This window comes from Photobacterium alginatilyticum (assembly GCF_009910675.1).
Classification (GTDB): domain Bacteria; phylum Pseudomonadota; class Gammaproteobacteria; order Enterobacterales; family Vibrionaceae; genus Photobacterium; species Photobacterium alginatilyticum.
In genome coordinates, this window is record NZ_RSEJ01000031.1 from 92,016 (window position 1) to 109,651 (window position 17,636).

General features: G+C 43.9%; 16 protein-coding genes. 4 read left to right on the forward strand and 12 right to left on the reverse strand.

What is annotated here, in order from left to right; translation table 11 throughout:
• Positions 1-16 precede the first annotated feature (16 nt).
• A complete protein-coding gene (rsmF, locus tag EIZ48_RS23650; protein ID WP_160657212.1) occupies positions 17-1,447 on the forward strand; it encodes a 16S rRNA (cytosine(1407)-C(5))-methyltransferase RsmF in 1,431 nt (476 codons plus the stop codon).
• A 544-nt stretch (positions 1,448-1,991) separates the two neighbouring features.
• Positions 1,992-2,585, forward strand: a complete 594-nt coding sequence (locus EIZ48_RS23655) for an FMN-dependent NADH-azoreductase (RefSeq protein ID WP_160657215.1) — start codon at positions 1,992-1,994, stop codon at positions 2,583-2,585.
• A 103-nt stretch (positions 2,586-2,688) separates the two neighbouring features.
• Here EIZ48_RS23655 and EIZ48_RS23660 read toward each other — a convergent pair whose 3' ends face one another.
• Both EIZ48_RS23660 and EIZ48_RS23665 read right to left on the reverse strand, forming a co-directional pair.
• Positions 2,689-3,303, reverse strand: a complete 615-nt coding sequence (locus tag EIZ48_RS23660) for a lytic transglycosylase domain-containing protein (protein ID WP_240153076.1) — start codon at positions 3,301-3,303, stop codon at positions 2,689-2,691.
• Between the two features lie 126 nt (positions 3,304-3,429).
• Positions 3,430-4,689, reverse strand: a complete 1,260-nt coding sequence (locus EIZ48_RS23665) for a MipA/OmpV family protein (RefSeq protein ID WP_338046944.1) — start codon at positions 4,687-4,689, stop codon at positions 3,430-3,432.
• Between the two features lie 784 nt (positions 4,690-5,473).
• Here EIZ48_RS23665 and EIZ48_RS23670 point away from each other — a divergent pair.
• Positions 5,474-8,341 (forward strand): C25 family cysteine peptidase, encoded by a 2,868-nt coding sequence (locus tag EIZ48_RS23670; protein WP_160657217.1) that lies wholly within the window; start codon positions 5,474-5,476, stop codon positions 8,339-8,341.
• A 189-nt stretch (positions 8,342-8,530) separates the two neighbouring features.
• Here EIZ48_RS23670 and EIZ48_RS23675 read toward each other — a convergent pair whose 3' ends face one another.
• From EIZ48_RS23675 to EIZ48_RS23720, 10 genes are all read right to left on the reverse strand, one after another.
• Positions 8,531-9,187, reverse strand: coding sequence for a hypothetical protein (locus EIZ48_RS23675; protein WP_160657220.1), 657 nt, complete (start codon positions 9,185-9,187; stop codon positions 8,531-8,533).
• 428 nt (positions 9,188-9,615) lie between these two features.
• Positions 9,616-9,960 carry a carboxymuconolactone decarboxylase family protein gene (locus EIZ48_RS23680; protein WP_160657223.1) on the reverse strand — a complete coding sequence of 115 codons (345 nt, stop codon included), beginning with the start codon at positions 9,958-9,960 and terminating at the stop codon, positions 9,616-9,618.
• A gap of 145 nt (positions 9,961-10,105) precedes the next feature.
• On the reverse strand, positions 10,106-10,435 hold the full coding sequence (locus tag EIZ48_RS23685) for a c-type cytochrome (RefSeq protein WP_160657226.1): 330 nt from the start codon (positions 10,433-10,435) through the stop codon (positions 10,106-10,108).
• A gap of 2 nt (positions 10,436-10,437) precedes the next feature.
• A complete protein-coding gene (locus EIZ48_RS23690) occupies positions 10,438-10,914 on the reverse strand; it encodes a TlpA family protein disulfide reductase (protein WP_160657228.1) in 477 nt (158 codons plus the stop codon).
• Complete coding sequence (locus tag EIZ48_RS23695; RefSeq protein ID WP_160657231.1) at positions 10,907-11,476, reverse strand: SCO family protein; 570 nt, start codon at positions 11,474-11,476, stop codon at positions 10,907-10,909. Before EIZ48_RS23695 ends, EIZ48_RS23690 begins: the two co-directional genes overlap by 8 nt.
• Before the next feature lie 22 nt (positions 11,477-11,498).
• Entirely contained in the window at positions 11,499-12,608 is a 1,110-nt protein-coding gene (locus EIZ48_RS23700) for a YncE family protein (RefSeq protein WP_160657234.1), read from the reverse strand.
• Between the two features lie 50 nt (positions 12,609-12,658).
• Positions 12,659-14,317: an Lcl domain-containing protein gene (locus EIZ48_RS23705; protein ID WP_160657237.1), complete on the reverse strand. Its 1,659-nt coding sequence runs from the start codon at positions 14,315-14,317 to the stop codon at positions 12,659-12,661.
• Complete coding sequence (locus EIZ48_RS23710; protein WP_160657240.1) at positions 14,318-14,929, reverse strand: cytochrome c3 family protein; 612 nt, start codon at positions 14,927-14,929, stop codon at positions 14,318-14,320. It lies immediately after the preceding gene.
• 13 nt (positions 14,930-14,942) lie between these two features.
• Positions 14,943-15,407 (reverse strand): copper chaperone PCu(A)C, encoded by a 465-nt coding sequence (locus EIZ48_RS23715; protein ID WP_160657243.1) that lies wholly within the window; start codon positions 15,405-15,407, stop codon positions 14,943-14,945.
• Between the two features lie 11 nt (positions 15,408-15,418).
• Entirely contained in the window at positions 15,419-16,399 is a 981-nt protein-coding gene (locus EIZ48_RS23720) for a porin (RefSeq protein ID WP_160657246.1), read from the reverse strand.
• A 221-nt stretch (positions 16,400-16,620) separates the two neighbouring features.
• On the opposite strand from EIZ48_RS23720, the gene EIZ48_RS23725 reads away from it, so the two are divergent.
• Positions 16,621-17,508, forward strand: coding sequence for a LysR family transcriptional regulator (locus EIZ48_RS23725; RefSeq protein WP_160657249.1), 888 nt, complete (start codon positions 16,621-16,623; stop codon positions 17,506-17,508).
• The last annotated feature ends 128 nt before the right edge of the window (positions 17,509-17,636 follow it).

Below are 17,636 nucleotides of genomic sequence, written 5' to 3' on the forward strand. Positions count from 1 at the left end.
TAAACGAGATAGTCCCTTGCATCCTAATATCCACATCCCTGAAGCCTTCATTGAGCAAATTCGTCAGATCATGCCAGAACACCTGAATCTGGATGAGTTTATTGCCTGTTGTAAAACGCCACTACGCCGAAGCATCCGGGTAAATACGCTTAAAATCAGTGTGGAAGACTTTCTGGCCCGCGTCGCTGATAAAGACTGGACGCTGACACCAGTTCCTTGGTGTGAGACAGGCTTCTGGATAGAACGAGAAGATGAAGAGACAGTATCTCTAGGCAACACTGCAGAGCATATGGCCGGGCTGTTCTACATTCAGGAAGCCAGTTCAATGATGCCGGTCACCGCTCTGCTAAAAGACAACGATGGGCTTGATTGTGTGCTGGACATGGCTTCAGCACCCGGCTCAAAGACAACCCAGATTGCCTGCGCAATGAATAACAAAGGGGCATTGGTTGCAAACGAGCTCGCCGCTAGCCGTATCAAGGTGCTTCACTCCAACCTGCAACGTTGCGGTGTGTACAACGCATCCCTAACCCACTTTGACGGTTGCGTATTTGGTGGCTGGGCACCGGAGTCTTTTGATTCTATCCTGCTTGATGCCCCATGCTCAGGCGAGGGCGCGATTCGTAAAGACGATGACGCAATGGAAAACTGGAGCCTTGAGTCAGTCGAAGAAATTGCAGCAGTACAACGCAACCTTATTGTCAGCGGCTTCCAGGCACTAAAGCCTGGTGGTGTGATGGTCTACTCAACCTGCACCCTCAATTTAAGTGAAAACCAACAGGTCTGCCATTATCTAAAAGATACCTTCGGCGATGCCGTACAATTTGAACCGTTAGATACGCTCTTTGAGGGAGCAGACAAAGCGCTGACGGAGGACGGTTTCCTCCACGTTTACCCTCAAATTTTCGACAGCGAAGGTTTCTTTGTAGCCCGGATCCGAAAACTGTATTCCGTCGAATCGCCAAAAGTCAAAAAGCGCATGGGCAAATTCCCGTTTAGCCTTGCCAAGAGCCAAGACCAGCAAGCTATTGCGAAAACGATCAAAGCTGATCTTGATATCAACTTGCCTGAGGACAGCGAGGTATGGCTTCGAGATAAAGAAGTGTGGTTATTCCCGGCTAAACTGCGCAACCTGCTTGGTGAGATTCGTTTCCAACGCATTGGCATTAAGCTCGCTGAACAGCACAAAAAAGGGTACCGCTGGCAACATGAAGCCATTATGTCACTGGCCACCGGTGATGAAACGGTCGCGATTGCCCTGACTTCCGAACAAGCGAAAGAATGGTTTATGGGACGTGATATTCGACCTGAAGACCTGTCTGGTAAAGGTGAGGTCATCGTCACATATCGAGACTACCCTATTGGTATCGGAAAATGGGTCGGTAACCGAATCAAGAACGGCCTCCCTCGCGAATTAGTCCGTGACAACAATTTATTCGATATCTAACTGGTATTACGCTGCGAACGATAAAGCATCACTTTCAGCACAATATAAATGACATCAATAATATATGGCAGCAGTGTCAGAGGCGAATGACATTCTCAGTGCTTAAACTGGCAAATTGTACTGCTTGAACTACCATTGATAGTGTAATTGATCTCCATTTACTAACCAGTTAGCGCAAGGCTCTCACGAGCCATTCCCCTAAGCCCGAGACAGGAGTCGTTTCGGGCTATTTTTTGTCTTCAATTTGCAATTTCGCCGTCAAACCACATTACCAGGCAGATATGTACAGCATTTTTAACGCTATGCTCAGTATGTTGCACAATTTTTTCTAACACTGTCTGAGCCCCACCCCCAAAAGCACACAGCAACACGATAAAAATAACCACCATAGAAACCGTAAAGCATTGAAAGTTTTTAATAATCATTTAGCATTTTCTGCCATTCAAGTTTTTCGAACAACTTGGACGACTTTTTCCGCTATCTTCATCATCTCCCAGTCAATATAGTGAGTCTCAAGCCAACACAAAGCGCAAAGGAAATTACCATGTCAAACGTACTTGTTTTGAAATCAAGCATTCTAGGCGATTATTCTCAGTCAAACGCATTAATTGATCACTTAATCGCATCCTGGGAAACAAAAACTAGCTCTGTTATCGAACGTGATCTAGCAGCGAATCCCCTGCCTGTTCTTGATGGTGAAATTGCTGGCGGCCTTCGCGGTGGCGATAACCTGACTGCTCGCCAGAAAGAAACACTGGCTCTCTCTGACCAGTTGATAGAGGAAGTAATAGCAAGTGATACGCTGGTTATCGCTGCGCCAATGTATAACTTCACCATTCCAACACAGCTTAAAAACTGGTTTGATTTGATTGCACGTGCCGGTGTGACATTCTCTTACACAGAAACAGGTCCAGTTGGCTTATTAACTGACAAAAAAGTTATTGTTGTTACCACACGTGGTGGTATCCACAAAGACGGGGCAACCGATCTGATGGTTCCATACCTTAAGACGATTCTCGGTTTTGTTGGCCTTACAGATGTTGAGTTTGTTTATGGCGAAGCCCTTGCGATGGGTGACGAATTTGCAACTAAAGCAATCGCTGACGCTAAATCTGAACTCGAGCAATTAACAGCCTAATTAAGCGCACTCCTGAATTTCCACTGTTTTTCGACAGGCCACTTCATGGCCTGTCGTTTTTTATCGGTAAATACTCTAAGGTTATTGTTCACTTTTTTACATATCAGTGATGAAAAAGTGATGGAAACGAAACCACAGGCGGGCTTATAGACGCAAACGACTTCATACTGCTCTTCACCTTGACAATATATTGCTGTGTTTCTTTAAAAGGAGGGACACCCTTATACTTTCGAACCGAACCTTCCCCGGCATTATAAGCTGCCAACGCTAGTTCAATATTACCGTCATACTTTTCCAACAGGCGAGCTATCATGGCAGTACCGACTTTAATATTCTGATCGGGCGAAAATGGGTCTATCTTCCAGTGACGGGAGTTCATGTCCATCAACTGCATCAGCCCTTTTGCACCTCTGTGGCTTATTGCGTCAGGGTTAAAATTAGATTCGGTTTTAATAATGCCAAGTACCAAGTCCGCCGGTACATTGTAGTGTTGAGAGTAACGCAATACCATGCGATAGAACTTCGGTTTGCTCTGCACCGAATGATCGGAGAAAAGCCCCTGCCCCCAGTCAACCTCACTAGCCGGACTATCATATATCAAAGACGATACGGGAATCTTCTGGTCATCACTAATAAGGTTAAGAAAAGCCTGATTATCGGGTGAAGCATTCACAGCCTGTGCAGCAAGCACCAAAATTAAGTAAGCGCAATGTCTCATTCTTTACCCATACTGACAGACATCTAGATACCAGAAAAACAGATCGACTTTAGTGTCCTTTTAGCCGGCCCGAAGTGTAAAACAATCTCCGGGCCCTGCCTAGTTAAACAACAATCTCAGCATCAATCAAAGATCAAATTGCAGATAAATTGTGTTGTAATTACTACCGCCTTTGATCCGTCCAAACTGCGAAGCGCTTTCAAAAATGGCTGAGCGATGATGCAAGCTGTAACCTAACCATACCCCGTCTAATGGCTTATAGTTAAATAAATCGCCTAAATTCACATCAAATGAAAAGTCTAGATAGTTCAGCAAGTTACTTGGCTCGTAACCTTTTCTATCCATCTCGCTTTGTTCTATATACGTTATATTGTCAACGTAAGACAAACCTTCCGCGACGCCAAAACGCCACTCTACAGGCCACTCAACGGTATAATAGGCTTTGACTGCGACAACATACTCTTGGGTGGAGCTCTGAACATCAGAGCTCCAATGCCAGACAAACCCCGGAGTAAGGTAAATATCGAGCGGGAGCCCAAACAGTTCATCAGTTAACGGATGTCCGTAGAAGAGTGATGTTAACTTGTTATCGAACTCATCTTTTACCCGGTTACCAGAAAAGATTTCGCCGATATTAGAAGGCGTTGCCCACCCATGCGCCACACGTAAGTAGGGAGAATTACTTAAGGATGACTTTCTGGGCTTGTTAGCATCATTAAAGAATCCAAAGCCCAGGTAAAGCTCACCCTGCCAATCTGAATTCACGATTTCTGAATCACGAATGTTGCCATCAAAGTAAGTGGCATGAGCACCAGCCAGAAGATACAGATTCGAGGTGACATGGTAACTTCCTGAAGCACCAAGTTTCAAATCCGCACCGGCATTAATAGACTCCAGCGTCAGGCCATAATAATAACTGTTATAATCGGACTCTTTCCAAAGTAACGATGCCTCTGGCCTAAAACGCCAGTCACCATAGCTGTATATACCACCAACAGACGCCTGAGAGCTGATCCTACCATCGGGATCCGTTAACAGCTCCAATTCGCTATAGAGGTTGTCATCAAACTGATACTTAAGCTGAAGCCCAATATCCCCTGTGTCACCACCAATCTGATTCTGAAACGAAGACGGTATATCAATAAAATGCATGCGGACTAATGCATTCACCTCCCACTCATCCTGACGAAACAGGTTCACCCCTCCCTCAGTACCGCTAAGAAAGAAGCGATCACCGCGGTAGAACATCATCGGCACAAAAGTCGATACTGTTGAGTCTTCAACAACCTGTTCGGTGGCATAGGGTATTGAAGCATTACGCACAACCGCGGCTATGCCCCATGTTTGCTCTCCATCCCGCTTTACCCTTAAATCATCAACGGAGATAAATCCATTAGAATTGCTTTCCCTGACAACGTCTCTCAGCTCATCTTCGCCTTCTGCCAAGGTACCTGCAAAAGCAATCACCGGAATACAACAGATAAGCCCCACCCAATACTTCAACAAACCCTGTCCCCATTATATTTATCATTTTAATCTTAATAATTTAGCGTACTTATTCGTATGAAGTACAACTTTTTAATTGTAACTCAAGTGCTTTCTCCCTCCTCACAACAGTTAAGGGTAGCAGCAACATGGGTCCGATTGGAGTAAGCTCCTATAAAAGTGTCACCATACGAACAACTGATAAAATCATAAGCAAATATTTCTGCGAGTAATGTCAAATTTGTATTACAAACCAATCTAACACACGCAATTTTTTGCGGCGCAATTTTAATTTCATGGTATATATAAACCAGCCATAAGATCTGAACCATTTAATTAATCTATCAATTAAAGGCAAGCCGACAAATAACAAAGCAATCAACAACAAATAATAGTTACCTCAATATAAAACTGGTGGATAACTTATAAGGATATTTATTCACACTCTTAATCCTCATCCATTTAAATGGAGATATAAGCGTGCGAATAAATAGTAATTGATAATCACCCTGCGGTGATTCATCTGTTGCTTATCAAACATAACAAATTAAAGTCAGTGAAAAGTTACACATGTAATTAAAGACAATATTGTCAATAGCCGACATAAGCATTTAAAACATTAATCCAACTGCATTATTTGCAGCACTTTTACCTATCCTAAACACAACTCATACAGGAGTATATAATGAAGCTGAATAAAACGAGGCTCCTCATAACCCTCGCGCTATTTTCACATTCCGCAATTGCCGTCAAACACGTTGATGCTTCTCTTTTCAATGAGCGAGTCATCACCTTTGAGCAACCCATTGATGTCGCTCCTACTGTAGAATCAGCACAGCCAGGCAAATACTTTTCGCTAATGACACTTGATAGCAAAAGAGCAATATTTGAGGCTAAGCTAACATCACTAACAATGGCTAAAGTAAAGATGGCTGATGGCAATATATATGATCGCATCATATTGCCAGATGGCGGCAGTCCTGCCGAACCGGGAAAACCGAATTTAACCGGGTATAGGCAATTAATCCGTATTCCTGATGGCGCCCAGCTCAATATCGTTGTAGACAATATTGAGTGGTCAGAAACATATACCGATACCATCGTAGACCCTGTTCAATTGCCTTTCCCTGATGTTGTCGAAATGGATGGGACTCGTCCTGATCAAAACATGCCTTTCGTGAAAGATGAAGCAGCTTATGGACTGATCACAGATAGCAAAACACAACCAGTGGATGTTGTCGAAACTGTCCGTGTTCGTGGCAAAAGTTACGCTGTGATATCTTATCGACCGATTGAGTTTAGCCCTGTAGAAAAAACTGTCCGCTTCGCGAAAAAAGTCCGCTTTCATGTCAACTACACGCTTCCTGAAAGTAACGGGTCTAAATCTAAGCGTAGTGACAACCTAGGGTTTGATGCTCCATCTGACTCGGTTATTGACATTCGTACCAAAGCAAACCAAGCAACGGATCCGGCTTTTGAATCAAGCCAATCCGAACATGATGCTACCTTAACGCCAGCACAAAAAGCAGATTACTTAATCATTACCGCAGATCGATTCAAAGACGCAATAGCACCTCTTGCTGCATGGAAACGCCAAAAAGGCTACAACGTCCACGTTGCGACAGTCACAGAAACCGGTAATACACAAGAGCAAATAAAGAACTACATAACCAATGCTTACAGCGCGGGGACAATGACATCTTACGTCTTGTTTGTTGGCGATCACGAAGATATTCCAGGCTGGGAAATTGTTGGTCACGGCTACCACGGCAAGAACCATAAATGGCATACTGACTTCGAATATACGTTAGTTGATGGTGATGATAAGTATCCTGACTTGGTTCTGGGTCGCTTCCCTGGCGATACTGAAACCCAAATAACCAGTATGGTCGCTCGTACCTTAAGCTACGAAAAAACGCCGGTCGATTCAGATCGCTATAATGATATTTTACTTGCCGGGCAATATCAGGACAACGGCGGTAACAGAGTTGCTGATAGGATGTTCATGGAAGATCTACATCGAGTCGCTGACTTCCTGGGCCCTGACTATAACTTCTTTGGTGGACCTGGCGACCTGTTCAATAAAGGCTATCAAATCCATACCGCCCTGCAGTGGGACGCCGATTTATCTAAAGAATTGAAATATGGTGGCTGGGATTACGGTAGCGCCAGAGTTACTCCCCCAAGCCCAGTTCCGCAGGCTTGGAAAAACCAAGGCAATGGTAATCATGTTCAAATATCTGATGCCATTAACCAAGGTGTTGGCCTCGTACTGCACCGAGATCATGGATATGGCAACGGCTCCGGCTGGGCAGACCCGCACTATACCGCTACCGAAGTCAGTGCGCTGGCCAATGGTAACATGTCACCGGTAGTATTTAGCCTGAACTGTGCAACTGGCTGGTTTGACGGCAAAGATTCATTTGCAGAATCCTGGATGCGCAACCCCAATGGCGGTGCCATTGGTTTTACAGGTGCTGCGCGGGTTAGCTACTCGGGTTACAACGACTTGATGCATGCTGCGATTATGGATAGCTTCTGGGATGATTACGACGGCAACTGGTCCAGTAACATTTATCCTGTATCCTGGCGACCGGCTATGGCTATGAACCGTGCCAAGCACCGTCTGTTTAACCATTACGGAACCAGTGGTACAGCACTTTCAACGGCTCGTTTCTTTAGTTGGTTTGGCGATCCTGAGCTAGAGTTGCGTACCCAACGCCCTCAGGCATTAACCGTCACCTACCCTGATAGCCTTTCTAGTGGAAGCAACGCTTCATTCGATGTGATTGTCCAAAGCGGAGACAACAGACTAAAAGATGCACGGGTAGCGTTAGTATCAACGTCAGGTCAATCCCATGTAATGACAACCGACGAAAATGGTATTGCGCACTTTGAACTGACGTCCAACGAGCCAATGACTCTGACTGTAACAGAGCATAATGCACCAGCTTATGAAGGGGAAATAGCTGTTGGCGGTAACAGTATGGTCGCCAAAGTCAGTGACACTCAAACTGCGCCTGCTCGCCAGTGGGTTACGTTAGATGGAACAAAATCGGTTATCGCAGAAGGCACGAATGTTCACTATCAATGGACACAGGTTCAAGGCCCTCAGGTACGGATTGATTATGCAGATAATAACTATGCCTACGCGATCACGCCAGATTACAGCACCACTCTCAAGTTTAAGCTGACAATTACTGATGAAGCTGGAAACAGTGATTCAGCTATTCAAACCGTTATTGTAAAAGCCGGAAACGAAGATAGAAATAAAGCACCTATTGCAAGTGTCGCTAAAGAGCAGGTTGCCACTTTCTCTCAATGGGCAGCCCTTGATGGAACAAAGTCATCAGATCCGGATGGTTCTATTGCCAAATATCAATGGAGTCAAATTGCAGGGCCTGAAGTTAAAATGGCCTATCCGTCGAGCAGCTATGCGTACGCATTGACGCCTGAGGTAAATACCACACTCAAGTTCCAGTTAACCGTCACTGACGACAAAGGAAAAACATCATCGTCAACACATTCTATTATTGTGAATGGCCAAAAGTAAATGATAAAAGGCACTAATTTAATAGTGATATAAGATCATATCATTATATTGGATTGTGCTGATATAAATAAACAGGGAGGCTACTTGTAGCCTCCCTGAGTTATTTTTACTATTAAATAAACCTCATTTCGCGTGTAGAAACCAATATTTCATTAAATAGATATCAGATAACTTATGAAAATATTGATATCAAACCACACTGCTTTCCTCTTGCAGTAACTTTGCAGTTTTTTCTTTAAACAAAGCCATGGACCCTTCGAACTCTGGGATTATCGTAAAAGTCTGAGAGGTTGACTGATAACGCCCAATCTGACGTTGTGCCGGACGAAAAGTAAAAATAATGTCATCTTGCTCTTTGCTAATGCCAAACTCATCATCCCGATACTGCTGTTGATTACCACTGAAACAGCCTTCAAAATACTGCAGTAACTCATGTGCTTGCGGTGATTTAAAATTCTTATCACCAATCGTAGCTGCATTGGTATCCGATACCAATACGCGATAACTATGCTCGCTGTACTTCATGATATCAAATAGCTTACGGCGCTGTGGTTGAGTTGGCTTTGTTGCGACATGCACACGCCCCCGGGCTTCATAGCGAATAATACCTGTCGCCGTCATTAAGTTAACAATTGTTATCTCATCACAGGCACCATGCATTTCTTTAGGTAGTAATTCCGCAACTGCCCGATGATACTGACGATTACTCAAATCAGAACGATTCAAATTGAGTAAACTGCCATCACGTAGAATATATCCCCCATCCTTTTTAATCTTTGTAACCCCAAAATGTGCTACCAGTTTGTCTAATAGCGCGTCATTAAATTGTTGTTCTTGTTGAATCATACCACTCATCTATTTACAAACTACGCAATGCCTCAGAAGCTCTTATCATTCACCAGAGCAATTTTAAATTCAGTGCGTAAACTCTCATTATGCAAATAAGGTATATTATGCAATGACTTAGCAGCAGATCACCAAAAGAATACTCTTTGTTAAAGGGAATGGGCAGCGTATTATTTCACTCGAAGCCCTGGACGTTAGATAAAGCTGATCTATACTGAATATTGGAAAGCGTATCTTTCTGCCAATAGGTCTTTTGAGATGAGGGGAAAGAGTAGCAACCATGTAAGTTTCTGGGCTTGTAGCATGGTCAACGAGAGAGAAGCAGAACCCTGTAATAGCTAACTCTCGACGCGCTTTTCATACTCTTTTCAGATATGCACCTGAAACCCGCTAATGCAGCGGGTTTTTTGTTGTCTCTTGTTTTCAAACTACACTTCCCAGTCAGGATCGGTCGACTGAAAAGTCTCAATTTTCTCATCCGCCCAGCTCAGCGCTGCCATCACACAAGGAAAGCCCAGTGTACTTGTTAGCAGGATGAGCGTATGACGTATTTCTTCGGCACTTGCACCCGCTTCTAGTGCCCGCTTAGTATGGCTATGAACCGCACCTTCAGAGCGAATGGCTGCTGCCGCCGCGAGTTGAATCAACTGTGCTGATTTCTCATCCAGTGGCCCTTCCAGCTTCGTTGCCTTGCCAAGCGCCTCTAGTGCATTGAGTAAATCCGGGTGACGCTTTTTGATTTTAAGATACTGATTGGAAGGGTTACCTGCCATGAGTCTTTCCTCGTATAATGAAGTTGATCATTAGTATAGACAGTTATAGCCGCCACACTTCTACGTATTACATTCCATAATTTACGAACTGAGAATACAACATTTAAAGGAACCGGATCTCAATTGCTCATCTAGACATAATCTATTATTTAAAGTTGCCTGAGGCTAAATATCTAGCAATTAAACGAATATCCTCATCGCTGTAGTGTTTCATTGCGATTTCCATTGACATAAATAGTCCATTCTTACGTTTTTTTAGCTGGTAATCTTTCATCTGATTGACCAGATACATCTCTGTCTGTCCACCGATTTTAGGATACATCGGCATTACAGGTTCATTACCCGTTTCACCGTGACAGGTTGCACAGCCCCCCTTACCCGGAGACATATAAAGCTGTTTGCCCAATTCAAGTTCTGCATCTGCAAGAGCTGAATAGCTAATGCATGCAAACAGCATCCAGAGTATTACTTTCATGGCTATAACTCCCCACTTAAACAAGTTAGCCAACGTTCGATAACTTCAGGTTCATGTTTGATATAGCCTGAATAGCGATACTTCACGACACCATCAACAACAACTAAAGTAGCAGGGAGCCCCTGAAACCCTAGTTTATTAATTGTGCTTATATCTGGCTCGATGGTTTTTGGTAGTCGCTGAATTTTCAACTGCTCAAATCGAGAATCAATAGCAGCCTGGTTATCCCCAATATGAACGGTTTCAACCCTAAAGTGCTTGCTGGTGGCGATGCTATTTAATGCCGGTAGCTCTTTAAGACATGGCGGACACCATACAGCCCATAAGTTCACTAAACTCACTGGGGCCGTTAATTCCGTTAGCGTGTATGGGGCATGGCTTTGCTCAAACCCTTGTGGTGTAGAACAATTACTTGCGTAAGCAGGTATACTAACAATCAACGCTAAGTTAATCAGTACAGCTTGTTTGAAGTTATTCATTGATATGCCTTTTCAAGCTTTGTCCGATTTTTGCTCCGCCTTCGCCATAACCAAAAACGTCAATCAGTTCACGATCTGGGCCGTAGAAGTAGATATATGCAGAGTGGAATACTTCATAATGTTTTGGCAGTGGTGGATAAATAGGCTTGCCTTCGAGTGAGTAACCATAGGTCGCATTTAAATTCTTCGCAACGACTTTGATTTGATCTTGTGTTCCAACTAACCCAGTCATTTTTGGGTCGAAGTACTTGACGTACATATCCATATTGGTGACAGTGTCACGATTTGGGTCTATAGAAATAAAAATTGGTGTGACTTTATCAGCATCCTCACCCAACACGTTTACCGCAGTCGCTAGATCAATCACAGTTGTTGGGCAAATATCAGGACAGCTCGTATAACCAATACCAATTAAAAGATATTGCCCCGACCAGCTTTCTTCAGTCACCGTACCCAGGTTGTACTCTTGAAGCTCAAACTGGAGAGGTTTAGCCATAGCTCCGCTGTTGACCATAGTGATCGCAAACGCGGTAAAAGCAAGATAAGAGAGAATCAATCGCATAACAATTCCTTAGTTTGCTATTCTAATGGCAAACGGTGTTGGTAATACCCATGACTAAAAGGTTCGGAGCTTTAAGCCGGGTATCAATTTCATGTAGAACCTTGTTAGTGCGAATATCGAAAACAAAAAGCTTGGAAGACCCCTCTTGTGTTGCAAACAACGTTTTAGAATCAGATACCACCACCACTTCTTTCAGCTTATGTTTTAGCGGAACAGATTGAACAGGCTTATCAGAAGCAAGCTCGAAAATATCCAGCGCGCCTTTTGACTCGATAATGCCCATGGTTTCAATCCATCCCGTACGGACAGATTTGGGTGAGCCCGTCAACTTGAACTCTTTCACTACTTCGCCCCCCCAAGATTCAATCACCTGTGCCGAGCCGTTTTCACTGGCAAGCACTATATATTCAGAGTCTGAGCTCACGTAGGGACGCCAGGGTGTAGAGTCGAATTTAAAGGTATTGAATTCCATCTCCATCGATAAGTCCCAAACTACAACGGAATTATCCTTATATTGTGAAGCTAGGGCTAAACGTGCATCTGGAGAGAGGGTGAGATCAGATACTGCGCCTTCGCCAACTTCGATGTAACGCTTTTGTCCGTCATGGTTACGATAGACCAGTGTGCGACCACTTGTACTTTCAGAGACATACAAATTGTACCCTCCGTTATCGAAGTTCATGCTGAATGGCGATTTGATATCGGTAATTGAAGTAACGTATTCACGCTGTAACGGCTTGATGATTTCGATGCGATCTTTCATTGCAACGGCGAGCTGCGCTTCGTCTGAATGGAAAGCGATTTCGCTTGGTACGCTCGCAACCCCCATTGCCCAATGTTCTTTCTTTACCAGGTCGAAGACATAAACGATCGGGGTTTTTCCATCAATATAAACCAATAAATCCTGTACATCGGACACTTCAATATGGGTAGGTTGCGCTTTCAACTTAATTTGATCGGTATAAGAGAAGTTAAAGGTATCTATCACCGCCACTTTGTCAGAGGCTTCATCAGAGATAAATGCCCAGCGAGCACCATCGTCATAGCGCCCTGGAACATCCGCATTCGCATTAAACGCGACGGTGCCAATAGACAGCGCCGTTGTCCAAACTAACAAAAAAAATCTATTCATAATATGCCTCAAACTGAACAGAAGCCCCGCAAGGGGCTTCATACCTTAGGTTATGGATTTCGAATACAACGGGTATAGAACTCAGAGTCTTTCGACATACCAAAACCTTGGCCAGTGAGGTAACCATGTGCCCAACCTTCGTTATCACCAGTAAAACGAAGATCTAACTGTTCTGGAGATTGGTTCTTCTTACGTGGTGGCAGTGGACGTACGTGTATCGTCGGGCCTGCTGTATCAGAAGTACTGCTCCAGAAAAAAGACTTCACCGGAGTATTTGGGAAAAACTCTTCCTCAATCGCAGGGGACACTTTGTTGTAGTTAACGATAGAATTCATCTCTTTGATGTTTGGCGTGCGCCAGTCATCGTAACCCGCAGACTCCAAATTTTGGCAGTATTGAAGCGCGTCATCGAATTTACGTTTTACGTAGTCGATATTTTGCTGCCACATACGGTTGGTGACTTTTTCTGTAACAGTGCCATCTCCGTTATCTACGTATTGCATGTTGTGGTAGGCAGAGTCATTGTCCGCTCGCACACAACGTACAAGTTTGGTTGATGCTGTGTGCTGACCCATGATGTGTGCATCAGGAAAGCCAACGTGCCAAACGTGATCATGGCGGTCACTGGTCGGGAAGGTCCAAATATCAGAGTTCTGACGTGGCATATTCAGGAAGACATCGGTATTAATCGCTGGACGAAATTCCCCCATATCAGAGATGGAGAACAATTCCTTCATTAGTGGATAGCGCCAGTCTGTATAACCGTCTATCTCTAGGTTTTGACAGTATTCGCGCCCTTCCACCGCCGTCATCCAGATACGAGACGAGTCACGTTCCCACATCAGTTTAGTGCTGTTGTCGATAACCACTTTACCTGATTCAGAAATCGTGTAGCTTGGCTCGTTGCCTTTATAGTCAGAGTCTTCGCCAAAAGTATCGGTAAAGTTTTGAATCTGACCTGTATCAGGAAGCTTAAACCCTTCTGGCGCAGGCATGCCGATACCTGTAATGAACTCCTCTTTCTCAATCGGTTTCACGCGTTGGCCTGAGACATAAGAAGCTACGTCACGGTAGTCCTGCTCAGATAGCATCTTAGCGTACGGAACCATGATGCCGGCTGACGCGCCGTTGGTGCGTTTGCCATCGCGATAAGCCAACATCTGTTCATAGAGGTAGGTCGGCATCTGTCCTTTCAACGGCGGAAAGCTCTCCTGCGTAGAAGCGCCCTGCTCTCCGTGACAGGCCTTACAGGTTTTGTCGTAAAGCTCTTTACCACGTTTGAACCCTTCGCTCTCTAATACATCTGGCATTGGGTTGTATTTCATCTTTTGAGCACCTAAAAGAATCGCAGTAGAAGCCATGTCGCGCGGTGGGTTAGCATAAACAATCTCTTTCATCTGGGAAGAGATCCCTGCGTGGCGTTCATTGTCCATCGCAAACCACTGATCCAAGAGCCACTGTGGATTAAAACCTTCTAATTTCGGGCTTAGTGTCTCTGGTACTTCTTCTCTAGCAGGGCGGTGACAGCCTAAATAACAACCAAACGCTATTCGTTTCGCTGCTTTCATGTCTTTAGGCGAGTTTCTCAAATCTTCAAACGTACGGTTGATGGTGTAATCACCGTAGCCATTGTCGATATCTTCTGCTGCGAACGCATTGCCAGCCAAAATTATGCCAGTTACAAGCGGTAATATAGTCAATTGTTTCATTTATAGGCCCTCCGTCGCCATAACTGTACGAATGCGTTCTTCTTCACGTAAGCGCATCTTGCGTTTTAGGTTAGGATGGGCAATATCGTAGTGACAGCCTGAACATTTCCAAGACGGATCGTTGTCTTGGTTATTGAATGCAAGATTGTGTGAGAAATCAGATGCCAGTGAGTTTTCATCAGCACCTTTTGCACGCTCCTCCAAACCGCGGTGACAGTTAACACAACCAGAATCGAAAACATACTCGGCGCGATTTGGGTGCAACTCTTCGTAGTCAAGTGAATCCATACCAAGTACAAATTCCCCCCAAAGATGGCGAGTTCCCGATGTACCTTTTACCCAAAGTTCCTCAACCACATTCGATTCTGGTAGGTGACAGTCAACACAATCAGCCACAAAACCATGCTGATTGTTGCCACCGTGGATTGATTGCGCAAAGGTTTCGGCCATTGGCTCCATGGTATGACATGAGGCGCAAAATTCGTTTGAGCTAAAGACATGCAGCACTTCGGTAGCTGGCAAGGCGGAAAAAAGGCCAACCGCCACACCGGCCAAGCTAACCGCCAGCAGAACGGAACGCTTTACCTGCTTAATTTGTTGGATTAATTTCATACCCTACCCTCGCTTAAGGTTTCTGGGTTAACACAGAAGCTTTAACCACTTTCGCTTCACAAGATTGATCACTGAGGTAGGTCAACCACAGAGTTACTGGGTAGGTTTCGCCAGCCACCGGACGTTTGTGTAAATCCATTAGCATGAAATGCAAACCACCTTTTTGAAGTTTGGTTACGCCATCTTTTTTGAGAAACAGCTTCGGAATTCGCTGCATTTTCATGACACCATCTTTCATTTCTGTCTTGTGCATCTCGATACGGTTGGACAGCGCGGGAATATCTGCCCCTAGAATCGCTTCTGGTGAAGGGGTACGCATTGCTTTTACTTCATCTGTTATCTTAAGCTCGGCGTTAAAAAATAGCGCAGTACGGCTAACACCTGGTGCGGGCTCGACAATCACACAATCTGAGATGGTGACATCTGCAAATACCGGTAATGCAAAAAGTAATCCTAGAATTGCCACTAGTTTGTTCATTTTGTGCTTCCTTAGAACTTAAGGTTCAAACCAAGGTTAATGTTATCGTTGCGGTTTTCACCGTTGCCTTTGCCGTCTTCCGCATACTCAGCGAGTTCGAGGTAAGTTGAGAAATGCTGATCAAACGCATAGGTTGCGCTTGCTAGGTACAAGGTTTCATCCTCTTTTAATGCATCCTCAAAATTTTTGTATTGTGCGCCTAGTTTGAACGTTAATTTGTCCAGAGAATATTTTCCTGAAACGCCATAAATGGTGCTATCTCCTTGAGGATCGTCGATGTTAAGCTCGACCAAACCGCCAGCATAGAAGTTGCCTGTGGTATAAGACGACGACAGTGCGTAGCGAACATAAGGTTCTGATTGATTGCCTGGCATTTGCTTTTCATCGATTTGTGCACGGTTAAGTACCAGGTCAAAGTTTTCAGTCACATAAAGAAGACGAAGCCCGAAAATATCTACATCTTGTTCGTTATTATTATTTGGGCTGATAACAGCAACTTTTGCGTAGATGTTGTTCCACTTTGGGGTCATATAGGCCAGTTGGTTATTACCATTTTTTCCCTGGCGAAACAGCGCAACATTGCTGGACAGGTGCATGTTATTGCTTTCAAAGATATCTACTCTCGAATAAAGATCTTTATATGTCCCTGTCGTACCGTTACCAAAGAAAATGCCTCCTAGGCTCTTGTTGACCAAGACCAGATTGGCTTCGCTTACGCGAATATCAAAGTCTTGGTCCTCGGGAGCTGTTTTGGTCAGATCTTCAGAATATTCACCTTCTAGCTTGTACAGAATGGTAACGAGATCCGTTTTGTGTTTACCTTTTATTCCCGCAGTCGCTCGCTGAATCTCCGATTGGTAATCCTGATTATCTTCCCAACGAACTTGTCCCAGGATGTCACCGTAAAAAGTGGGAGTTATATAAGTATTTGCGGTGGCAGCCGCTGAAGACAAAGCAAGAGCTGAAAAAAGTAAAGTGTGTTTTAACTGCATAAATAGACCTACTCTTAATGGGGTAGTTACTAAAATTTGTTTCGAATTATATAGAGTTATGAAATTGGCAATACGCATGTCGGTAATAGCAGCTATTCAGAAAATGAATAGCTGATATGAGATCAAAGAAAGTATCGAAATTTTTTCAGCTTTAGTGATGAGTGAGGAAAATTGACATAAAAGTCAGTAATATATTCGAGCAGTCGAATGAGGTTATTAATATGGATATCGAAGCAGTAAAGATGTTCTGTGCATTAGCAAAAAAACTAAACTACACAGAGACAGCCAAGGCGCTCGACGTAAGCCAACCAACGCTAAGCCGGAAGATTAAAGCTCTCGAAGAAAGTCTAAATGCTACTTTGGTGTTTCGTCGTGGCAGTAGCATAAGCCTTACTCCGCAAGGTGAAACATTTTTAGAATCTGCAGGGCAAATTCTCGAGCTTATAGAGCATACCGTTGAGAAACTTCACATTGAACGAAAAGGGATATGTGGGCAATTGCGTATTGGCTGTTTACATCCAATGGCAAGATTTCTGGCAAGGCATTTTTTGTCTGATTTCCATGAAAAGTATCCGAATATTCAAATTCACTTTCACACACTAACACCGAGAACGCTGAACTTATTCGAAGACGTCGACTTGATGATTGCACCATTTTGGCCAAATGATGAATACGTTGTATGCCGTAAGTCGTTACCTTTCGAAAGATGTTGTTATGCATCACCAAAGTACATTAAAAAATATGGTGAACCTAAGTTTGTTAATGATCTAGAACTGCATCAATGCATTACTCAAACTAACACACCGTATGTAGAACGTCATTGGAATCTGACAAATAGAGAAGGTCAATCACGACAGTTTGAGGTCACTGGAGATATGACAACCAACTCTATTGATATAGCAATCGATCTTGCTGAAGAAGGGTTTGGCATTGGGTTGATTCCAGTAAACCAAGTTCGTGAAAAAGTAAAAACTGGTAAGCTTATACAACTATTTAATGGTGATTGGTCAGAGAAAGGTAATCTATATATTTTATATAAGCAGAGCATTCACACACCGAAGCGTTTCAAGATATTTATCGAAGAGTTTGAAGTGAAGTGGCATAGTTAATTTGGCCACCTGATTAGAGGTGATATCATCACCTCGGAAGTTAACAGGTGACACAATGACAAAACGTAGTAGAAGAACATTTAGCCCCGAGTTTAAACTTGAAGCCGCACAGTTAGTTCTTGACCAAG

Bases quoted from the DNA above. Each gene is read 5' to 3' on its own strand.
- EIZ48_RS23710 (WP_160657240.1), bottom strand. From the start codon at position 14,929: ATGAAATTAATCCAACAAATTAAGCAGGTAAAGCGTTCCGTTCTGCTG.
- EIZ48_RS23660 (WP_240153076.1), bottom strand. From the start codon at position 3,303: ATGAGACATTGCGCTTACTTAATTTTGGTGCTTGCTGCACAGGCTGTG.
- EIZ48_RS23685 (WP_160657226.1), bottom strand. From the start codon at position 10,435: ATGAAAGTAATACTCTGGATGCTGTTTGCATGCATTAGCTATTCAGCT.
- EIZ48_RS23705 (WP_160657237.1), bottom strand. From the start codon at position 14,317: ATGAAACAATTGACTATATTACCGCTTGTAACTGGCATAATTTTGGCT.
- EIZ48_RS23655 (WP_160657215.1), top strand. From the start codon at position 1,992: ATGTCAAACGTACTTGTTTTGAAATCAAGCATTCTAGGCGATTATTCT.
- EIZ48_RS23695 (WP_160657231.1), bottom strand. From the start codon at position 11,476: ATGCGATTGATTCTCTCTTATCTTGCTTTTACCGCGTTTGCGATCACT.
- EIZ48_RS23720 (WP_160657246.1), bottom strand. From the start codon at position 16,399: ATGCAGTTAAAACACACTTTACTTTTTTCAGCTCTTGCTTTGTCTTCA.
- EIZ48_RS23675 (WP_160657220.1), bottom strand. From the start codon at position 9,187: ATGATTCAACAAGAACAACAATTTAATGACGCGCTATTAGACAAACTG.
- EIZ48_RS23690 (WP_160657228.1), bottom strand. From the start codon at position 10,914: ATGAATAACTTCAAACAAGCTGTACTGATTAACTTAGCGTTGATTGTT.
- EIZ48_RS23680 (WP_160657223.1), bottom strand. From the start codon at position 9,960: ATGGCAGGTAACCCTTCCAATCAGTATCTTAAAATCAAAAAGCGTCAC.
- EIZ48_RS23715 (WP_160657243.1), bottom strand. From the start codon at position 15,407: ATGAACAAACTAGTGGCAATTCTAGGATTACTTTTTGCATTACCGGTA.
- EIZ48_RS23700 (WP_160657234.1), bottom strand. From the start codon at position 12,608: ATGAATAGATTTTTTTTGTTAGTTTGGACAACGGCGCTGTCTATTGGC.
- EIZ48_RS23670 (WP_160657217.1), top strand. From the start codon at position 5,474: ATGAAGCTGAATAAAACGAGGCTCCTCATAACCCTCGCGCTATTTTCA.
- EIZ48_RS23725 (WP_160657249.1), top strand. From the start codon at position 16,621: ATGGATATCGAAGCAGTAAAGATGTTCTGTGCATTAGCAAAAAAACTA.